This is a genomic window from Actinoplanes sp. NPDC049265, from assembly GCF_043197135.1.
Classification (GTDB): domain Bacteria; phylum Actinomycetota; class Actinomycetes; order Mycobacteriales; family Micromonosporaceae; genus Actinoplanes.
On record NZ_JBICSP010000010.1, the window covers coordinates 75,040 to 92,978 of the forward strand.

14 protein-coding genes and 1 pseudogene are annotated in these 17,939 nt (G+C 71.5%); 10 read left to right on the forward strand and 5 right to left on the reverse strand.

All coding sequences use genetic code 11. From position 1 onward, the window contains the following. The first annotated feature begins 320 nt into the window (after positions 1-320). The 3 genes from ACGFIO_RS23640 (at position 321) to ACGFIO_RS23650 (ending at position 5,491) form a co-directional block, all read left to right on the forward strand. A complete protein-coding gene (locus ACGFIO_RS23640) occupies positions 321-563 on the forward strand; it encodes a MoaD/ThiS family protein (RefSeq protein WP_392829014.1) in 243 nt (80 codons plus the stop codon). Between the two features lie 451 nt (positions 564-1,014). After that, positions 1,015-2,259 carry a metallophosphoesterase gene (locus ACGFIO_RS23645; protein WP_392828654.1) on the forward strand — a complete coding sequence of 415 codons (1,245 nt, stop codon included), beginning with the start codon at positions 1,015-1,017 and terminating at the stop codon, positions 2,257-2,259. Between the two features lie 70 nt (positions 2,260-2,329). Next, positions 2,330-5,491, forward strand: a complete 3,162-nt coding sequence (locus tag ACGFIO_RS23650; protein WP_392828656.1) for a UvrD-helicase domain-containing protein — start codon at positions 2,330-2,332, stop codon at positions 5,489-5,491. On the opposite strand, the gene ACGFIO_RS23655 is transcribed toward ACGFIO_RS23650, so the two are convergent. Further along, positions 5,484-5,921, reverse strand: coding sequence for a prepilin peptidase (locus ACGFIO_RS23655; protein WP_392828657.1), 438 nt, complete (start codon positions 5,919-5,921; stop codon positions 5,484-5,486). The genes ACGFIO_RS23650 and ACGFIO_RS23655 overlap by 8 nt on opposite strands. A gap of 195 nt (positions 5,922-6,116) precedes the next feature. Here ACGFIO_RS23655 and ACGFIO_RS23660 point away from each other — a divergent pair, with 195 nt between their 5' ends. The 4 genes from ACGFIO_RS23660 to ACGFIO_RS23675 all read left to right on the forward strand — a co-directional run bounded on the left by ACGFIO_RS23660 (position 6,117) and on the right by ACGFIO_RS23675 (position 10,211). Beyond that, a complete protein-coding gene (locus ACGFIO_RS23660; RefSeq protein ID WP_392828659.1) occupies positions 6,117-6,788 on the forward strand; it encodes a hypothetical protein in 672 nt (223 codons plus the stop codon). A gap of 109 nt (positions 6,789-6,897) precedes the next feature. Then, positions 6,898-8,100: an AAA family ATPase gene (locus ACGFIO_RS23665; RefSeq protein ID WP_392828661.1), complete on the forward strand. Its 1,203-nt coding sequence runs from the start codon at positions 6,898-6,900 to the stop codon at positions 8,098-8,100. 183 nt (positions 8,101-8,283) lie between these two features. Next, positions 8,284-8,823, forward strand: coding sequence for a DoxX family protein (locus tag ACGFIO_RS23670; protein WP_392828662.1), 540 nt, complete (start codon positions 8,284-8,286; stop codon positions 8,821-8,823). A 116-nt stretch (positions 8,824-8,939) separates the two neighbouring features. Continuing rightward, complete coding sequence (locus ACGFIO_RS23675) at positions 8,940-10,211, forward strand: glycosyltransferase 87 family protein (protein WP_392828664.1); 1,272 nt, start codon at positions 8,940-8,942, stop codon at positions 10,209-10,211. A gap of 118 nt (positions 10,212-10,329) precedes the next feature. On the opposite strand, the gene ACGFIO_RS23680 is transcribed toward ACGFIO_RS23675, so the two are convergent. The 4 genes and pseudogenes from ACGFIO_RS23680 to moaC all read right to left on the reverse strand — a co-directional run bounded on the left by ACGFIO_RS23680 (position 10,330) and on the right by moaC (position 13,262). Next, positions 10,330-10,737, reverse strand: coding sequence for a molybdenum cofactor biosynthesis protein MoaE (locus ACGFIO_RS23680; RefSeq protein ID WP_392829016.1), 408 nt, complete (start codon positions 10,735-10,737; stop codon positions 10,330-10,332). Positions 10,738-10,817: 80 nt separating this feature from the next. After that, positions 10,818-12,032, reverse strand: a complete 1,215-nt coding sequence (locus ACGFIO_RS23685) for a molybdopterin molybdotransferase MoeA (RefSeq protein ID WP_392828666.1) — start codon at positions 12,030-12,032, stop codon at positions 10,818-10,820. 274 nt (positions 12,033-12,306) lie between these two features. Beyond that, a pseudogene (locus ACGFIO_RS23690) lies at positions 12,307-12,798 on the reverse strand (molybdenum cofactor biosynthesis protein B); the annotation flags it as partial. After that, positions 12,771-13,262, reverse strand: a complete 492-nt coding sequence (moaC, locus tag ACGFIO_RS23695; RefSeq protein WP_392828668.1) for a cyclic pyranopterin monophosphate synthase MoaC — start codon at positions 13,260-13,262, stop codon at positions 12,771-12,773. The gene moaC and the pseudogene ACGFIO_RS23690, both read right to left, overlap by 28 nt. A gap of 523 nt (positions 13,263-13,785) precedes the next feature. Here moaC and ACGFIO_RS23700 point away from each other — a divergent pair. The 3 genes from ACGFIO_RS23700 to ACGFIO_RS23710 are packed head-to-tail and all read left to right on the forward strand — an operon-like array spanning position 13,786 to position 17,936. Next, positions 13,786-16,314 (forward strand): putative bifunctional diguanylate cyclase/phosphodiesterase, encoded by a 2,529-nt coding sequence (locus tag ACGFIO_RS23700; protein ID WP_392828669.1) that lies wholly within the window; start codon positions 13,786-13,788, stop codon positions 16,312-16,314. Continuing rightward, positions 16,314-17,507 (forward strand): glycosyltransferase 87 family protein, encoded by a 1,194-nt coding sequence (locus ACGFIO_RS23705; protein WP_392829017.1) that lies wholly within the window; start codon positions 16,314-16,316, stop codon positions 17,505-17,507. Before ACGFIO_RS23700 ends, ACGFIO_RS23705 begins: the two co-directional genes overlap by 1 nt. Further along, a complete protein-coding gene (locus tag ACGFIO_RS23710) occupies positions 17,508-17,936 on the forward strand; it encodes a zf-TFIIB domain-containing protein (protein WP_392828671.1) in 429 nt (142 codons plus the stop codon). The last annotated feature ends 3 nt before the right edge of the window (positions 17,937-17,939 follow it).

Below are 17,939 nucleotides of genomic sequence, written 5' to 3' on the forward strand. Positions count from 1 at the left end.
GGCGCGGCGCCACGGGTGGGCGCGGCGCCACGGGTGGGCGCGGCGCCACGGGTGGGCGCGGCGCCACGGGTGAGCACGACAGCACGGGTGAGCACGACAGCACGGGTGAGCACGACAGCACGGGTGAGCACGACAGCACGGGTGAGCACGACAGCACGGGTGAGCACGACAGCACAGGTGAGCACGACAGCACAGGTGAGCACGACAGCACAGGTGAGCACGACAGCACGGATGGGCGCGGCAGCACGGGTGAGCACGGCGGCACGCATGGGCGCGGCGACGAGGGTGACAGAAGACGATCTCTGTGGGAGGGCGCGGCGATGCTGACGATTCGCTACTTCGCCGGGGCCCGGGCGGCGGCCGGGGGAATCTCCAGCGAAGACGTGGACGCCGCCACGCTCAACGACCTGATCAGCGTGCTGACGGGTCGCCATGGGGAACGGCTGGCGGTGGTTTTGAAGGCGGCGAGTTTTTTGATCGACGGATTGACCAGCCACGATTCGGATGCCGCCCTGCCCGCTCAGGCGACGGTCGACGTTTTGCCGCCGTTTGCCGGTGGGTGATGCGCGCACAACTCGGCGCCGGACTGCTTCTGCGGAACCGGCCCGCGATCGTGTGAGCAGAGGCCGAAGAGCGGAACCCGCGAGCTGCAGAGCGCGAGAGCTGAACAGCGCGGATGTTGAGCGGTGCAAACGTTAAGCGGTGGAGACGTTAGGCGGCCGGGAACTGAGCGACCCAGACGCTGAGCGACCCAGACGCTGAGCGACCCGGGGCTGAGCGACCCGGGGCTTGAGCGAACCCAGACGCTGAGCTGAGCGATCCTAGACGCTGAGCGAACCGGGGTTGAGCGACCCCAGGCGTTGAGCAGCGCGGGAACTGAGACGGCCCGGAAACTGAGCGGCGGGCGGGGCTCGGGTCGCTGTGAAGATCCTGAGGTCTGGGATCGGATTTCGGGTCGCTGCTGGAAGATGGACGGAATGCCGTCCCGGAGGGCGGCCTGGCAGGGAGTGTCGGGTGATCGGGTTCGTCGGGGTTGCGTTGGTCCTTGTTGTGGGGCTGCACCTCTACCTGTGGAAGCGCCTGGTTCGGGACCCGATGCGACCGGGGACGGGGCGGAAAGTCGCCGGCCTTGTCCTGCTCCTGCTGGCGCTGCTCGTTCCGGCGACCCTGATTCTGGTGCGAGGCGGATACGCCAAATGGCTGGCCTGGCCGGGGTACCTCTGGATCGCCCTCATGTTCTATCTGCTGGTCACGCTGATGGTGCTGGAGGTTCCACGGCTGATTGTCCGCCTCGTCTGGTGGGCGCTCGGCCGCCGCGACCAGGAAACGGGCACCCTGCATGCCGCTCACTCGACCGGATTGGACACCGGGAAGGAGAGCGACGAGCAGGCCGACCGGGCCGAGCAGTCGCAGGACGACGATCGGGGGGTCGGGCGGCGGCTGCTGCTGGCCCGGGGCGCCGCGATCTTTGCGGGGCTCACCGCCGCCTCGGTGACCGGCTACGGGGTTCGGACGGCGCTGGGCGGGCCGCGGCTCGACCGGGTGCGGATTCCGCTGGCCAAGTTGCCGCGGGCGATGGACGGCACCCGGCTCGCCGTGGTCTCCGACATTCACCTCGGGCCGCTGACGGGGGCGCGGCACATGGACCGCATCGTCGAGATGATCAACTCGGTCGACGCGGATGTGGTGTGCATCGTCGGGGACATGGTGGACGGCTCGGTCGCCGAGCTCGGGCGGTTCGCGCAGCCGCTCAAGGACATCCGGTCGAAGCAAGGCGCCTACTTCGTCACCGGGAATCACGAGTACTACTCGGGCTTCCAGCAGTGGATCGACGAGGTCGAACAGTTGGGGGTCAAGCCGCTGCGGAACCAGCGGCTGGAGATCGTCACCCGTGGGGGTGCCTTCGACCTGGCCGGCGTGAACGATCTCGGCGGGTCCGGCTTCGGCGACGCGCCGGACTTCGACGCCGCGCTCGGCGACCGGGACACCGCCAAACCCGTCATCCTGATGGCGCACCAGCCGGTTGTCGCCCACGACGCGGCCCGCTACGGCGTCGATCTCCAGGTGTCCGGTCACACCCACGGCGGCCAGATGGCCCCCTTCAACTACCTGGTCAAACTCCAGCAACCGGTGGTTTCCGGATACGGCGAGGTGGACGGCGTGCCGGTGTACGTGACCAACGGCGCCGGCTTCTGGGGGCCACCGGTCCGGGTCGGCGCGCCGCCGCAGGTCACCCTGATCGAGCTGAAGGCGCCCTGAACCCGTCCATCAAGATCCGTAACTGGCTTTGAGCGTGGCGGCGCACGGGGCCGAAAGCCGACGTGACAGGATGCAGCGCGTGCCCTCGGACAGCGAAGGCGACAAGCGCAGCGTGGAGCCCGACCCTGAATACGTCGCGGACCTGCACATCCACTCGCGATTCTCGCGAGCGTGCAGCCGCGATCTGACGCTGCCCAACCTCGCCTGGTGGGCCCGCCGCAAGGGCATCGCGTTGCTCGGCACCGGCGACTTCACCCACCCGGCCTGGTTCGACCACCTCAAGGAAAACCTCGAGCCCGAGGGCAACGGCCTGTTCCGGTACGCCGGCGAGGACGAGGTCGCGAAGAGACTTCCGGGCGAGCTCCGGGCCCAGCCGGCGGCCCGTTTCATGCTCAGCGTCGAGATCTCCACGATCTACAAGCGCGATGACCGTACGCGTAAGGTCCACCACCTCATCTATCTGCCCGACTTCGAGGCGGTGGCCCGGTTCAACACCGCGCTCGGCCGGATCGGCAACCTGACCGCCGACGGCCGCCCGATCCTCGGCCTCGACTCGCGCGACCTGCTGGAGATCGTGCTCGAGTCCAGCCCGGACGGTTACCTGGTCCCGGCTCACATCTGGACGCCCTGGTTCTCCGCGCTCGGCTCCAAGTCGGGGTTCGACGCGATCGCCGACTGCTACGCCGACCTGGCCGAGCACATCACCGCGGTGGAGACCGGCCTCTCCTCGGACCCGGAGATGAACTGGCGCGTCTCCAGCCTCGACCGCTACGCGCTGGTGTCCAATTCGGACGCTCACTCGCCGGCCGCCCTGGCCCGCGAGGCGACGCTCTACACCGGCGAACCCGATTACGCCGCCGTCCGGAACAGCCGGGGGCTCCGGGGCACCATCGAGTTCTTCCCGGAAGAGGGCAAGTATCACGCCGACGGCCACCGCGCCTGCGGCGTCAACTGGGAGCCGCACCGGACCAGGGAGAACGCCGGCCGTTGCCCGGAGTGCGGCAAGCCGCTGACGGTGGGTGTGCTGAGCCGCGTCGAGGATCTGGCCGACCGGCCCGAGGGGAAAGCACGCCCGTACCAAACCGAGCATTTGATCCAGTTGCACGAGATCTTGGGCGAGATCAACGGCGTCGGCCCCAAGTCGAAGACGGTCGACGCCCAGCTCACGCACCTGGTCGCCACGCTCGGCTCGGAGCTGGACATCCTGCGTAAGGTGCCGCTGGACGCGATCGGCCAGGCCGGCGGCGAGAACCTGCGCGAGGCGATCACCCGGCTGCGCGCCGGGCGGGTGCAGCGGATTCCCGGGTACGACGGCGAGTACGGCGTGATCACCCTGTTCGAGCCGGGTGAGCTGCGCGGCAACGCCCCGCAGGTGGAGACGCTGTTCGACATGCCCGCCGCGGTGCCGCAGCCGCGCAAGCCGGAGCCGCCACGGGTGAAGCCGCCCGTACCCAAGGTCAAGGAACCGAAGAAGGAGAAAGCCCCGCCGATCGCGCCACCGCCTTCCCCGCACGAGCCGTTCGAGCCGATGCTCGCCGGCATGGAGGAGGTCGGCACCGGCCTGCTCGACCGGCTCGACGCGATGCAGCGGGTGGCGGCCTCCGCGCCGGGCGGGCCGCTGCTGATCGTGGCCGGTCCGGGCACCGGCAAGACCCGTACGCTCACGCACCGCATCGCCTACCTCTGCGCCGAGCTGGGCGTCTTCCCGGAGCGCTGCCTGGCCATCACGTTCACCCGCCGGGCCGCCGAGGAGCTGCGGGAACGCCTGGACGCGCTGCTCGGCGACCTGGGCGAGGACATCACGGTGGGTACGTTCCACTCGGTCGGCCTGACCATCCTCAAGGAGAACGCCAAGGCGGCCGGCCTGCCCGCGAAGTGGCGGATCGCCGACGACGCCGAGCGCGCCGAGGCCCGGGAGCAGGCCGGCGACGACGATCAGGCGTACCGGAAACTGCTCCGCCAGCAGGATCTGGTCGACCTGGACGACCTGATCTCGCTGCCGGTGAAGCTGCTCGGCGACGAGCCGGCGCTGATGGAGAAATATCGCAAACGCTGGCAGTGGCTGTTCGTGGATGAGTACCAGGACGTCGACGAGCAGCAGTACGAGTTGCTCCGACTGCTCAGCCCGGCCGACGGCAACCTGTGCGCGATCGGCGACCCGGACCAGGCCATCTACAGCTTCCGGGGCGCGGATGTGAAGTATTTCCTGCGCTTCAACGAGGACTTCACCGACGCCCGGCTGGTCCGGTTGACCCGCAACTATCGATCGGCGGCGCCGATCTTGGCCGCGGCGGTGCAGGCGATCGCCCCGTCGACCCTGGTCAGCGGGCGGCGGCTGGACCCGGCCAGGCTGGACCCGGAGTCGCCGCTGGTGGGGCGGTACCACGCCGGCAGCGTGGCCGACGAGGCCGACTTCGTCGTGCGTACCGTCGATGAACTGGTCGGTGGCCTCTCTCACCGATCGCTGGACAGTGGCCGGGTCGACGGCCGGGCGGTCGTACCCGGCACACTGTCCTTTTCGGACATCGCGGTGCTGTATCGGGCCGACGCCCAGTCCGGGCCGATCGTCGACGCCCTGTCCCGGGCGGGCATCCCGGTGCAGAAACGGTCGCACAACCGGCTCCGGGACCGGCCCGGCGTACAGGTGATCGCCCGGGAGTTGCGGCACGCCGACGGCCTCAGCGGTCCGCTGCCGGCCCGGGTCAAGGTCACCGCCCAGCTGCTGGCCCAGCGCTACGCGGCCCCGACGCTCGACGCCGAGCAACTGGCCCCGGACGACATCTGGGCGGCGGCCGAGCTGCTGATGCCGCTGGCCCACCGGATCGGCGACGACCTGCCCCGGTTTTTGCAGGAGATCGCGACCGGGGCCGAGGTCGACGCGCTCGACCCGCGGGCCGAGGCGGTCAACCTGCTGACCCTGCACGCGGCCAAGGGCTTGGAGTTCCCGGTGGTGTTCCTGGTCGGCTGCGAGGACGGGCTGCTGCCCCTGCGCTGGCCGGGCTCGACGCCGGACGAGCAGGAGACGGCCGAGGAACGACGGCTGTTCTTCGTCGGGCTGACCCGGGCCCAGGATCGGCTCTACCTCAGCCATGCCGCCCGCCGGTTCCGGCACGGTTCGGAGCGCGAGCAGTCACCGACGCCGTTCCTCGACGCGATCGACACCGGCCTGTTCGAGCGGCTCGGCGACGCCGTTCCGGCCCGTCCTAAGGATCGCCAGCTGCGCCTCATCTGACCAGGGCCCCGACCTCGCCGGGGAGCAGGGCCCCGACCGCCCCGAGGAGTAACGCCGGCCCGTAGGGGAGCGGGTCTCGCCGAGTGGCCATCACCGCCAGTGCGGCCGGTCCGGCGATCAAGGGCGGCAGGACATTTCCGACGAGTACGCTGTGCCAGCCCCGGACACCGAGGGCGAAGGCGAGCACCGCCGCCAGCTTCACATCCCCGAACCCCATCCCGTCACCGGGCAGCAGAGCCACCACGAAGTAGCAGGTGAACACCACGATGGACGCCTCCGCGCCACGCATCAGCTCGCCCGGGGACCGGCCCAGGACCGGCAGCACCAGGACCACCGCCAGCAGAAACACCAGCGGATCGGGCAACCGGCACGAGCGCAGGTCGGCCCGAGCCAGCAGCACACCGACGGCCAGGGCGGGGAGAAGGAGCATGGCCGAGACCGTAGCGAGAAACGGCGGTGCGGCGTTGGGCCCTGTGGACAACGGCGGTCAGTTACGCGACAGTCCGCCCGAAATGGGGTGCTTGTCGCTCAAGCGTTGCCTGGTCGGCGCGATTCCGGGATCTGCACTACGGAATCTCCACGCTACGGTGGCGTACAGCGACGCCGCGCCCTGGAGGAAACGCTGATGACGCAGAACGGTCCGTACCCCGGCCCGCCGTCGCAGCCGTGGAACCAGGGTTCGTCGGACGAGCCGTACACCGAACCGGCCGATCCTTGGGGCGACAACCCCACCGAGAGCGCCCCGGGCACCGGGTGGAGTCAGCACCCGCCGGCCCCCGACACCGGTTTCTCGACGGTCGGGCCGCAGCCCAACTTCGCGCCACAACCCCAGCCGGCCTGGGGTCACCAGCCCAGTCCGCCGCCACGCAAGCGGAACACCCCGATCGTGGCCCTGGTGATCGTGCTCGGCCTGCTCATCTGTGGCGGTCTCGGCACCACGGCGTGGCTGCTGTCCGCGCGCGGCGACGACGACGCCCGGGGCGACACGGTCGCACCGACCGCTTCGACTACGACCAACAACCAGGTGACCGATCCACAGCCGCGCAGCAGCGAGGACGCCCGGTTCGTCAACAAGGGTCAGTGCGTACGCAACGAGGGCACCCCCGACCAGCCCGCGATGAAGATCGTGGCCTGCGCCAGCGGCACCTTCGAGGTGCTCAAGCGAGTCGACGGCCGGACCACGGGCGAGGCCGACGCCGAGTCCAAGTGCCGGTCGGTGCCGCAGTACACGAAGTGGTACTTCTACGACAGCGAGCTGGACAGCCTTGATTTCGTGCTGTGCTTGAAGGAGCACTAGCCTGCTCTACGGCTCTATAGCGAATTTGCTAGAGATGGCAATACGCCGTCATAAGTCGATCTAAGAAGATCTAGCGATACGGCTAGAGAGCCCGATACTGTGCTACGGCATGGACCCGGTGCGGAACCCGTACGCCCCCGGCGCCGGTCAACGGCCACCCGAACTGGCCGGCCGCGGTCGCGAACTGGACGCCTTCGACGTCGTGCTCGAACGCGTGGCCCGCGGCCGCCCCGAACGCAGTCTCGTCCTGACCGGCCTGCGCGGCGTCGGCAAGACCGTTCTGCTCAACACGCTCCGCTCGGCGGCGATCGGCCGGCTGTGGGGCACCGGCAAGATCGAGGCGCGACCCGACCAGTCGCTGCGCCGCCCGGTCAGCGCCGCCCTGCACATGGCCATCCGCGAGCTCACCCCGCACCACCGCAACCCCGACCGGGTCGACGAGGTGCTGGCCGTGCTCAAGGCGTTCGCGTTGCGGGCCAACCACGCTGACGCCAAGCTGCGGGACCGCTGGTCACCCGGCATCGACGTACCGCCGGCGCGCGGCCGGGCCGACTCCGGCGACATCGAGATCGACCTGGTCGAGCTGTTCACCGACGCCGCCTCGCTGGCCACCGACGTGGGCACCGGCATCGCCCTGTTCATCGACGAGATGCAGGACCTCGGCCCGGCCGACGTCTCCGCGCTCTGCGCCGCCTGCCACGAGCTCTCCCAGCTGGGCGCCCCGCTGATCGTGGTCGGGGCCGGGCTGCCGCACCTGCCCGCCGTGCTCTCCGCGGCCAAGTCGTACTCCGAGCGCCTCTTCCGCTACCAGCGCATCGACCGGCTCGACCGGATCGCCGCCGACCTGGCCCTGTGCGCGCCGGCCGCCCGCGAGGACGTCGAATACGAACCCAAGGCCCTCGACCTGTTGTACGAGAAATCCGGCGGCTACCCCTACTTCGTCCAGGCGTACGGGAAGGCGACCTGGGACCACGCCCCGCAGTCGCCGGTCACCGACTCGGACGTCCGGGTGGCCGCCCCCGAGGCCGAGGTCGAGCTGGCGGTCGGCTTCTTCGGATCCCGGTTCGAACGGGCCACCCCGGCCGAGCGGGAGTACATGCGCGCGATGGCCCAGCTCGGCGGCGAAGCGGCCGACGACATGGACCACGCCGTACCGACCGCGGACATCGCCGCCGCCCTCGGGCGCAGACCGGCCAGTCTGTCTCCTGCCCGCGACGCCCTGATCAAGAAGGGGCTGATCTACTCGGGCGAGCGCGGCACGGTCGCCTTCACGGTCCCACATTTCGGCCGCTACCTACGCACGCAACCGTGATAGGGGCTGTCCTACCGGTCAGCCGAGTGCGAGACGCGGTCCAGAGCGTGGCTGGCGTCGGCCGCGGCGCGCCCTCATCCTGGTTTTGGATGTGAGGTCGCGGGTGCCGTCAACCACGCTCTGGACCACGTCGCAGCGCCGGTTGACCGGTAGGACAGCCCCTATGAGGGTATACAGGGCATCATGAAGCCCGTGCGCACCGTAGCCCGCGTCATGCTTTCGGCGATCTTCGTGTCGAGCGGCATCAAGGTGCTACTCAACCCAGACAGCAAGGCCGAGCCGGCCGGCCGGGTAACCGACCGGGTCGGGCCGTGGCTGGAGAAGATCGACCCGCGCCTGCCCAGCGACACCCGCACACTCGTCCGGATCAAGGCCGGCGCCGACGTGGTCGCCGGGGCGCTCCTGGCCACCGGGCACCTGACCCGCCCGGCCGCCGGCGTACTGGCCGCCACGCTGATCCCGACCACCGTCGCCGGGCACCCGTTCTGGGCCGTGCCCAAGGAGCAGCGTGAAGGCCAGCGCAACCAGTTCCTGAAGAACTTGGCCGTGCTCGGCGGTCTGCTGCTGGCCGCGGCCGACACCGAGGGCCGTCCCGGGCTGGCCTACCGCACCACGCACGCCGTCGACCGCTCGCAGCGGCGGGTCAAGCGAGCAGTGCGTACGGCACGCCGGGAAGCGAAGATCGCCACCGCCTCGGCCGCCGTCGGCCGCAAGCTCGGGTGACCATCCCGCCCCGGCGGCGTTGAACGCTTCGGGGCTGCTCTACGCCCCGGCGTCGAACCGGGGGTGCCATGCGGGCGGTGCGAGTGCGCGGGTTGCGGCCCACGCGATGGTCCATCATGGTCACTCTGGGTGCGGCGGGCACGCTGGTCGCGGTCACGATCATGATCCGGGGGTACGCGCTGAGCGGCCTCGCGGTCGACCGTGGGGCGATCCGGAGCTGGCTGACCGGCGACGGACTGTACGCCTACCACGAACCGGGCACCCTGCTCGGCTCGGCGATCTCGCCGCCGGGCGCGTTCGCACTGACCCCGCTCGCCCTGCTGCCCCTGCCGGTCGGCGGATGGGTGCTGGCGCTGGCCGGGCTGGCCGCGCTCACCCTGGCCATGGTGGCGCTGGTCGGGCCGATCGCGCGGCGGCACGGACGGCCCGCGTACCCCATCGTGGTTGTCGTGGTCCTGCTCGCCTTGGCCACCGAACCGGTCCGCGCCGCGCTCGGCCTCGGCCGCTGGGATCTGGTGCTGTTCGGACTGGTCGTGGCCGACCTGATCGCGCTGCGCCGCAGTGCGTGGGCGCGCAGCCGGGAGCTCTGGTGGCCGCGCCGCGCCACCTCGGCGCCGCGGGGCCCGCTCGGCCGCGTCTGGGCCACCGGCTCGTGGGCCGGCGTGGGCATCGGGCTGGCGACCGCGCTGGCCGTCAGTCCCGGGCTGTTCATCCTCTACTTGGCGCTGACCCGGCGCTGGCGGGCGGCGCTGACCGCGCTGGGCACCGCCGCGACCTTGGCGGCGGCCGCGCTTCTGGTGGCGCCGAGCGAAACGGCGGCGTGGTTCGGCGAGGTCCTGTGGCGCCTCGACCGCACCGGCGGCGTCGAGCGGATCGGCAACCAGTCCCTGGCCGGGGTGCTGGCGCGGCTGTACAACTCGGCCACCACGCCGCTGCTGCTCTGGGCGTCGTTCGCGCTGCTGCTGGTGGCCGTCGGGTTCATCCGGGCCCGGGCCGCGCATCGCGAGGGCGACGAGATCACGGCGTTCACCCTGGTCGGAGTGACCGGGGCGGTGGTCGGGCCGGTGACACTGCCGAACGAGCTGATCTGGGTCCTGCCCGGGGTGCTGCTGATGGTGGCGGCCGGGGTGCGGGAACGCTGGGCGGCGGTGCGGCCCCGGCCCGGGCTGGGCGGGCGGTATCCCGGGCTGGGCTGGTTCGTCGCGGCCGGCGCTGGTTACCTGCTGTTCCTGTTCGCTCCGATGTGGACCAGCGGGGACGTGCTGGTGCGCAACGCGTACGCCATCGCCCTGATCGTGATGGTCAACGCCCTGCCGTGGAGCTCCGGGGCGGCGCCGGCCTTCCCGATCGACCGCTGGACGGACAAACGCCGCAGCCTCCGCACCTGATCACCCGCCTCGCCTCCGCCACCCCGCGCGCACGCGCCCCTTGCCCCGCGCTTGTAACCCCGCGCGTCGCCCCCAACGCGACACGTCCCTCGCCCCTCGCCGGGCGTCGGCGGGATCGTTACGGGCAGTTGACCCACTCGTCGGTGCCGTCGGTGAAGACCTGGCGCTTCCAGATGGGCAGGCGCGCCTTGGCCTCGTCGACCAGGCGGGCGCAGGCGGCGAAGGCAGCCGCCCGATGGGCCGTGCTGACCGCCGCGACCAGGGCTACGTCGCCGATCGCGAGAGTGCCGACGCGGTGCGAGACGGCCACCGCGAAGACCTGTGGGTCGGCTGCGATCTCGGCTGCCACCTCGCGGAGGACGGCCTCGGCGGTGGGGTGCCCCTCGTATTCGAGCAGCGTCACGCCCCGCCCATGATCATGGTCGCGCACAACGCCCTGGAACGAGACCACCGCGCCGGCCCGCGGGTCGGCCACCGCGGCCTCGTGCGCGGCGAGGTCGAGCGGCACGTCACTGACCTGGACCATCGGCTCCCGCCGGACGTGGGCAGCACCCGGCGGCGTGCTCGCGCCGCTGGGCGGGCCGGCCGGGGTTGGTGACATTTCGGTCATCGGCGTTCGCCGGACAGGAGGGGCAACGGGAGGAAGGGCAGTTCGTCACCGGCGGTGGCTTGGGTGCCGGGGGCGACCAGCAGGAAACCGTGGGCGTTAGCCAGGCCTCGGAGCATCGCCGAGCCGACGTGGCCGACCGGGGTGGCTTCGCGGCCGTCGGGGGTGAGGCGGGCCAGGGCCAGGTGGGTGTCGTTGCCGCGGCCACGCACCGGAGCCGTGGTGACCACCCTCGGCAGGATCGGCGCGGGGCGGCCGGCCAGCCCGTCGAGCAGCGGCTGGACCAGCGTGACCAGGGCGATCACCGCGGACTGGGGGTTGCCGGGCAGGCCGGCCAGGAAACGGTCGCGCGGGCCGGGCAGGCGGGCGAGCAGCATCGGGAAGCCGGGGCGGACGGCGACGGTGTTCACGACGTACTCGGCGCCGAGCTCGGCCAGCGCCGGATGCAGGTGGTCGACGGGGCCGTGCATGGTGCCGCCGGTGGTGCAGACCAGGTCGGCCCGCTCGAACGCGGTGCGGATGGCCGTCACGTGGGCGTCCAGGGTGTCCTCGACCGGGCCGGTCACGTCGGCCTCGGTGATGTCGGCGCCGCCGCGGCGCAGCCAGCCGGGCATCTGCGGGCCGAGCGAGTCGCGGACCCGGCCGTCGCCGGGCGGGCCGCTGGTGAGCAGCTCGTCGCCGAAGATCCGGAGCGCCGCCCGGGTGCGCGCGGTGACCGTCAGGGTCTCGTACCCGCAGGTGGCCGCGACACCGATCACGGCCGGGTCGACCGACGTGCCGATCGGTAGGAGTTCCTCGCCCTTGGTCGCCTCCTCGCCGGGCAGGCGCCACTCGGGCGTGGTCCGCGGCGCCCCCTCGACCAGACCGGCTGCGTCCCGGGTGGACTCCTCGACACGGATCAGTGCCTCGGCGCCGGCCGGGACCATTGCCCCGGTGGCGATCTCGACGCAGGTGCCGGCTTCGGTCAGCGGCGCGGGGGTGCTGCCGGCCAGCACGCGGCCGACCGGCCGCCACGGCGCGGGACCGCGCACGGCCCAGCCGTCGATGCTGGAGGTGGGGAAGGCGGGCAGGTCGGTGAGGGCGAGCAGAGGTTCGGCGAGGGTACGACCGTCCGCCGCGCCCAGCGGAACGATCTCGGCCGGCCCGGCCGCCGCGCGACCCGCCTCGTAGGCCAGCCGCCGAGCGGTAGCCCAATCCACAGCGCTCACACCCACGACCCTATCGCCTCCGCGAACCCCGCCGGTCGACTGTATGCGATCACCGACCCCGAGACCTTCCCGCCCGCACCCGCCCGCACGGTTTGTGCCCGCGGCGGAGGTCGCTCTCGCGGTGGGGAGCACTCACGGGCCGCCATCAGCGGGGCCGCCCTCACGGTGGGGAGGAGGCCGCGGAATCAATACCGCCGCCCTCGTGGCGGGCGGCACCCCCGGCGTGCGAACCGCCGCCCTCGTGGTGGGGCGCGCTCGCGGGATGGGAGCCGCCGGGAGCGTGGTCGCCGCCGCGGATCTGGTCGACCGTGTGGGCCAGGATCGGGCCGAGGACCGCGAGACCGTCCTTGGCACCGCCGGTCGAGCCGGGCAGGTTGACGATCAGCGTGCGCCCGGACACCCCGGCCAGCCCCCGGGACAGGGCCGCCGCGGGCACCTTGTCGCGGCTGTGCGCGCGAATCGCCTCGGCGATGCCGGGGATCTCGAAGTCGAGGACGCCGCGGGTCGCCTCGGGGGTGCGGTCGGTCGGTGTGACCCCGGTGCCGCCGCTGGTCAGGACCACGTCGACGCCGTCGGCGACGGCTGCGCGCAATGCCTCGGCGACGGGGGCGCCGTCGGGCACGACGACCGGCTCGCCGGGGACCTCGCAGCCGAGGTCGCGCAGGCCGGCCACGAGCAGGGGACCGCTGGTGTCGGCGTAGACGCCGGCCGCCGCCCGGTTGGAGGCGACGATCACCCGGGCCCTCACGGCCGGTGCTCCGGGCGTACCCACTCACCGGTTTTGCCGCCCTCTTTGCGCAGCACCCGCACCGCCTCGATGCTGGCCGCGGGGTCGACCGCCTTGACCATGTCGATCAGGGTGAGTCCGGCGACGGCGACCGCGGTCAGCGCCTCCATCTCGACGCCGGTGCGGTCGGTGGTCTTGGTAGCCGCGGTGATGGCCACGCCGTCGTCGGTGAGCTCGAGGTCGACGGTCACGCCGGTCAACCCGATCGGATGGCAGAGCGGGATGAGGTCGGGGGTCCGTTTGGCGCCCATGATCCCGGCGATCCGGGCCACGGCCAGTGCGTCCCCCTTGGGCAGGCCGTCCCCGCGGAGCAGGGCGATCACCTCGGGGGTGGTGACGAGACGGCCGGCCGCGACCGCGCGCCGGGCACTCACCGCCTTGGCGGACACGTCGACCATGCGGGCCGCACCGGTCTCGTCAACGTGAGTCAGCAGGGATTCGTCGGGCATAACGGGAGTTTATCGACCGGCGGGGGGAATCTGATTCGCATATCCAGCCGGGAGGCCGCACAATTCCACTACGGCAAATAGCGGCACCTCTCCGCTGGTCAGCGGCGTGCCGGTCCGTTGATAACTACACATCAGTGGATATTGATTGTCAATCCTTTGGGTTAGCGGAAAAACACTGTCCGCTATTCGGATACTCCTGCCTAAAACGACCCTCTACATTGCCCTGAGTTCTTGATTCAGCGCATTCCGTGACGCCAAGGCGAGGGATTCTCGCGTTCTGCGCATACCGACATGAATGCCTACCAAAGCCTCACCGGATCACATAACGTTCCCTGTGTCGCGACACGGTCTCATCAACAAGCGTTCCGGCGGAGCTCGCGAAGGCTCACCGGAACCGCCAGGGGGTTAGGAGTAGCGCCATGCGCGGTATCGAGTGGGGCTGAGATAGATGACCGGAGGCCACCCACCGCAATACCCTGATGACGGATCGGATCGTTTCTCCGATCTGCCGCGGAGGAGGCCCGTGACCCGCAAGACAGGCTTCAACGACGACGTAGCTGACAAGCGGCTCTCGCTGCTGGTCAGCTTCGTCGTCGTTGCAGGCGGGGTCGCCGTGCTGTCGGCGCTGGTGGCGGCCTGGTCCGCGCCGCGACCATCGGTTATGGTCTCGGCCGGCATCATCTGTGCGATCGCGGTCGGCAGTCGCACCCAGTGGCGGGTACGCATCCGCTCACACACCCGCGGCATCTCCTGGCCCGAGGTCGGCGTACTCATCGGCCTGGCCGTCCTCTCACCGCCCTGGCTCATCCTCTGCACCTGCGCCGCGGTGGCGATGGCCAAGCTGACCACCGGGCTGGCGCCGCAGAAGGCACTGTTCGGCGTGGCCAAGGACGTGCTCGCCGCGGCCGTTGCCGGCCTGGTCTACTCGCTCTTCCCGCTGACGCCGAACGCCGATCACCCGGTGCTGCAGGTCGGCGCGCTGGCCACCGCCGCGCTGGCGATGTGGGTGGTCGACGAGTCGCTCGGCAACCCGGTCATCGCGCTGGCCATGCGGGTCAGCCTGTGGACGTCGCTCCGCACCGACTGGGACATGCGAGTTCTCGGTACGGTCGCCCGCTACGCCGTGGCCACGCTGGTGGTCGGCATCCTCTCGCTCGGCGGCGACGCCCGTCTCCTGCTGCTGGTGCTGCCGATCGTGGTGTGCGTACACCTCTGGCAGACCGCACAGGTCCGCAACCGCGAGGAACGACAGTCCTGGCAGCGCCTCGCCGAGACCACCGACGAGCTCAATGTGGTCGATCTCACCGCCGTGCTGGAGGCGGCGGTGACCCGGTCGGCCCAGCTGTTCTCGGTCGACGAGGTGGACATCGAGCTCAGCGACGGCGAGTCGCCGCGGCTGGTCCGGGGCACCACCGAGGGCGTGGTCTACGACGGGCCGCCCGCGGACGCGCCGGGCCGGGACGGCGCCGAGATCACCCGCCAGCTGGCCGGTCACATCGAGAGCAACCCGGTCGGCGAGCTGCGGCTGCGGGTGAACCGGTCGATCAGTCTGACGCCGTCGGAGACGTACAAGCTCAAGACCTTCGCCTCCGCTCTATATACGGCCATCCGCAACGCCACCGCGTACGCCGAGCTGGAACGGATGTCGCGGGAGTACGCCTACGACGCCGCCCACGACCCGCTGACCGGCCTGGCCAACCGCCGCGAGCTGCTCGACCAGGCCGGCCGGATGTTCACCGAGCGCCCCGACGAGGGCATGCTGGCCCTGCTGCTGATCGACCTCAACCACTTCAAAGAAGTCAACGACACGCTCGGGCACGCCGCCGGCGACGAGGTCCTGCGCGAGGTGGCGGTCCGGCTGCAGGACGCCGCGCGCCCCGCCGACCTGGTGGCCCGGCTCGGCGGCGACGAGTTCGCCGTACTCCTCACCGGTCTGCCCTCGCCGGCCATGGCCCGGCACCGGGCCGACAGCCTGCTCGCCGCCTTCGACCGCACCATCGACGTGGACGGCATGCGGCTGACCGTGGAGGCGTGCGGCGGCATCGCCCTGGCCCCGGGCAGCGGCGGCGTCACCGAGCTGCTGCGCCGCGCCGATGTGGCCATGTACCAGGCGAAACGTTCGGGCCAGCGAACCGTCGACTACGCGCACTCACGAGACACCGCCGACGTCGGCCGGCTGATGCTGGGCGGCGAGGTCCGCCGGGCGGTGGCCGAGCTGGAGTTCTCGGTCGACTTCCAGCCGATCGTCGACCTGGGCAGTGGCGAGGTGGTGGCGGCCGAGGCGCTGGCCCGCTGGCATCACCCCGAGCACGGCGACCTGACCCCGGTGCAGTTCCTGGAGACCATCGAGCGGTCCGGGCAGCTGCCCGCGTTCGCCGACGCGGTCCTCGAGCAGTCGCTGTCGGCCGCCGACACGTGGCGCGAGGCCGGTTTCGACATCCCGGTCGCGGTCAACGTGTCGCCGCGCAGCCTGCTCGACCCCGACTTTCCCAAGGCGGTCCGGTCCCGGCTCGGCAGCCACGGCGTACCGTCCGACCGGCTGGTGCTCGAACTGGCCGAAACCTTGACCATCAGTCAGCTCGAGGTGGTCGAGCGGGCGCTGGCCGAGTTGCGGGCGGCCGGCGTCCGCCTGGTGCTCGACGACTTCGGCGCCGGTGTGTCGCCACTGTCCGTGCTCTCCCGGATTCCTCTGCACCAGTTGAAGATCGGGCGCGAGTTCGTGGCCGCGGTGGAGACGTCCGACGAGGCCGCGGCGGTCATCCGGTCGACAGTGGACCTGGCCCGCAGCCTGCACCTGACGGTCATCGCCGACGGTGTCGAGAGTGAGCCGCAACGCGCCGCGCTGTGGGAGCTGGGCTGCGTGGCCGGCCAGGGGCATCTGTTCGCCCGGCCGATGCGCGGCCGCCGGATACTGGCGGCCCTGCAGCGTGGCACCGGCGGCCGGCCCGGCGTGCTGGCCGGGGCGCTGCACGACGCCGGCAGCGTGGTCCGGTTGCCGCGCCGCCGGCCACCCGGGCCGCACCGGTCGTCTCTGCCACACTTGCCTGCGTGATCACCCGACTGCTCGCCCGGGCCGACGCGGCCGCGGGCGGGCGGGCCCTGGACGCCGCCCTGTACGCCCTGTCGGGCGCGTTCGCCCTGTTCACAGCACTCGCGTCGACCCTGCTGCCGCATCGGGCGTGGGGTTCGGTGGCGGCCTGGGGTTACCTGGCGGCACTACTCCTGGTGCCCTTCGTCAACCGGCTGCTGCTGACCTGGGCCACCTTCGCCGCCGTGTCGCTGCTGCCGCTGGTCGTCCAGGCCGTGCAACGCGCCGGTGGGCGGCTGGATCGAGCGCAGGAGGAGGTCGTGGTCGTCGAGGAGATGGGCCGGCATCTGGCGTCGACCGGGTCGCCCTATCTGAGCCGGGCCGGCATCGCCGCGCTGCCGGCGTCGGAGCAGCTCGGCGGCTATCACCCCTATCAGCCCGGGATGGCGGTGTTCGGGCTGCCCCGGGCGTGGCTGGGCGATCACTGGTTCACCGACTCGCGGGTGTGGTTCGCCGTGGTGATGGTCGCGGCCGTGGCCTGGGCGGCGTCGACGGTGCGGGCGGTGCAGGCCGCCACGGTGTTTCCGGTCTGCGCCCTCACCCTGGCCACCGGCGGCGACGACCTGCCCGTACTCGCGCTCTGCCTGCTGGCTCTGGCCTTCTGCGCCCGGAACCGGTTCGGGGCGGCGGGACTCGCGGTCGGGGCGGCCGCGGCCATGAAACCTTTCGCCTTCCCGGTGGTCGGCGTCCTGCTGGTGCTGGCCGTCGTGAACGGACAGTGGCGCCGCTACCTGCCCGGGGCGATCGGCCTGCCCGTGATCACGCTGCTGCCGGCGCTGCTGGTCGACGCGGACGCGTACCTGGAGAACGTGATCCGCTTCCCCACCGGCCACGGCCTGGTGACGAGCCCGGCGCAGTCTCCGTTCCCCGGCTACCTGATCGCCACCTCGGTGCCGGGCGGCCGCTACGTCGCCCTGGGCCTGCTCGTCCTGGCCGGGCTGACGATCGCCGCGCTGCTGCTGCGCCGTCCACCGCGCACGGCCGCGGCGGCCGCCCTCTTCTGCGGTTACGGCCTACTGACCGCGATCCTGCTGATGCCGACCACCCGATTCGGTTACCTGCTGTACCCGGTGGCCCTGCTCGTCTGGGCGGCGGAACTCAGCAGACCCACAGGAACAACGGCCCCGCGAAGTGACACGGCCTTGTACCGTCAGTGAATGCAGATGACCTGTCCCAAGTGTCATGGCGAGATGCGGACGTACGAGCGCAGCGGCGTCACCATCGACCAGTGCACGGAATGCCGCGGCATCTTCCTCGACCGCGGTGAACTGGAGAAACTCTTCGAGGCCGAGGCGAACTGGAACCGTCAGAACGCCGGCGCCCCGCCGTCCGCCCCGCCCCGGCCGCAGCAGGCCCCGGCGCCGGGTGGCGCATACAGCCCGCCGCCCCCGCCGCCCGCCCACGGTGGCGGATACGCGCCGCCCCCGCCCGTTCCCGGTTACCCGCCGGCGCCCGCGCCCGGCTACGGCCAGCCCGCCTACGGCCACGCGGCCCACGGCGGCTACCACGGCCACTACCGGCAGCACGGCGGCCACCACGGCCACTACCGCCGCCGGAAGGGCTTCCTCGGCGAGCTGTTCGACTGATGC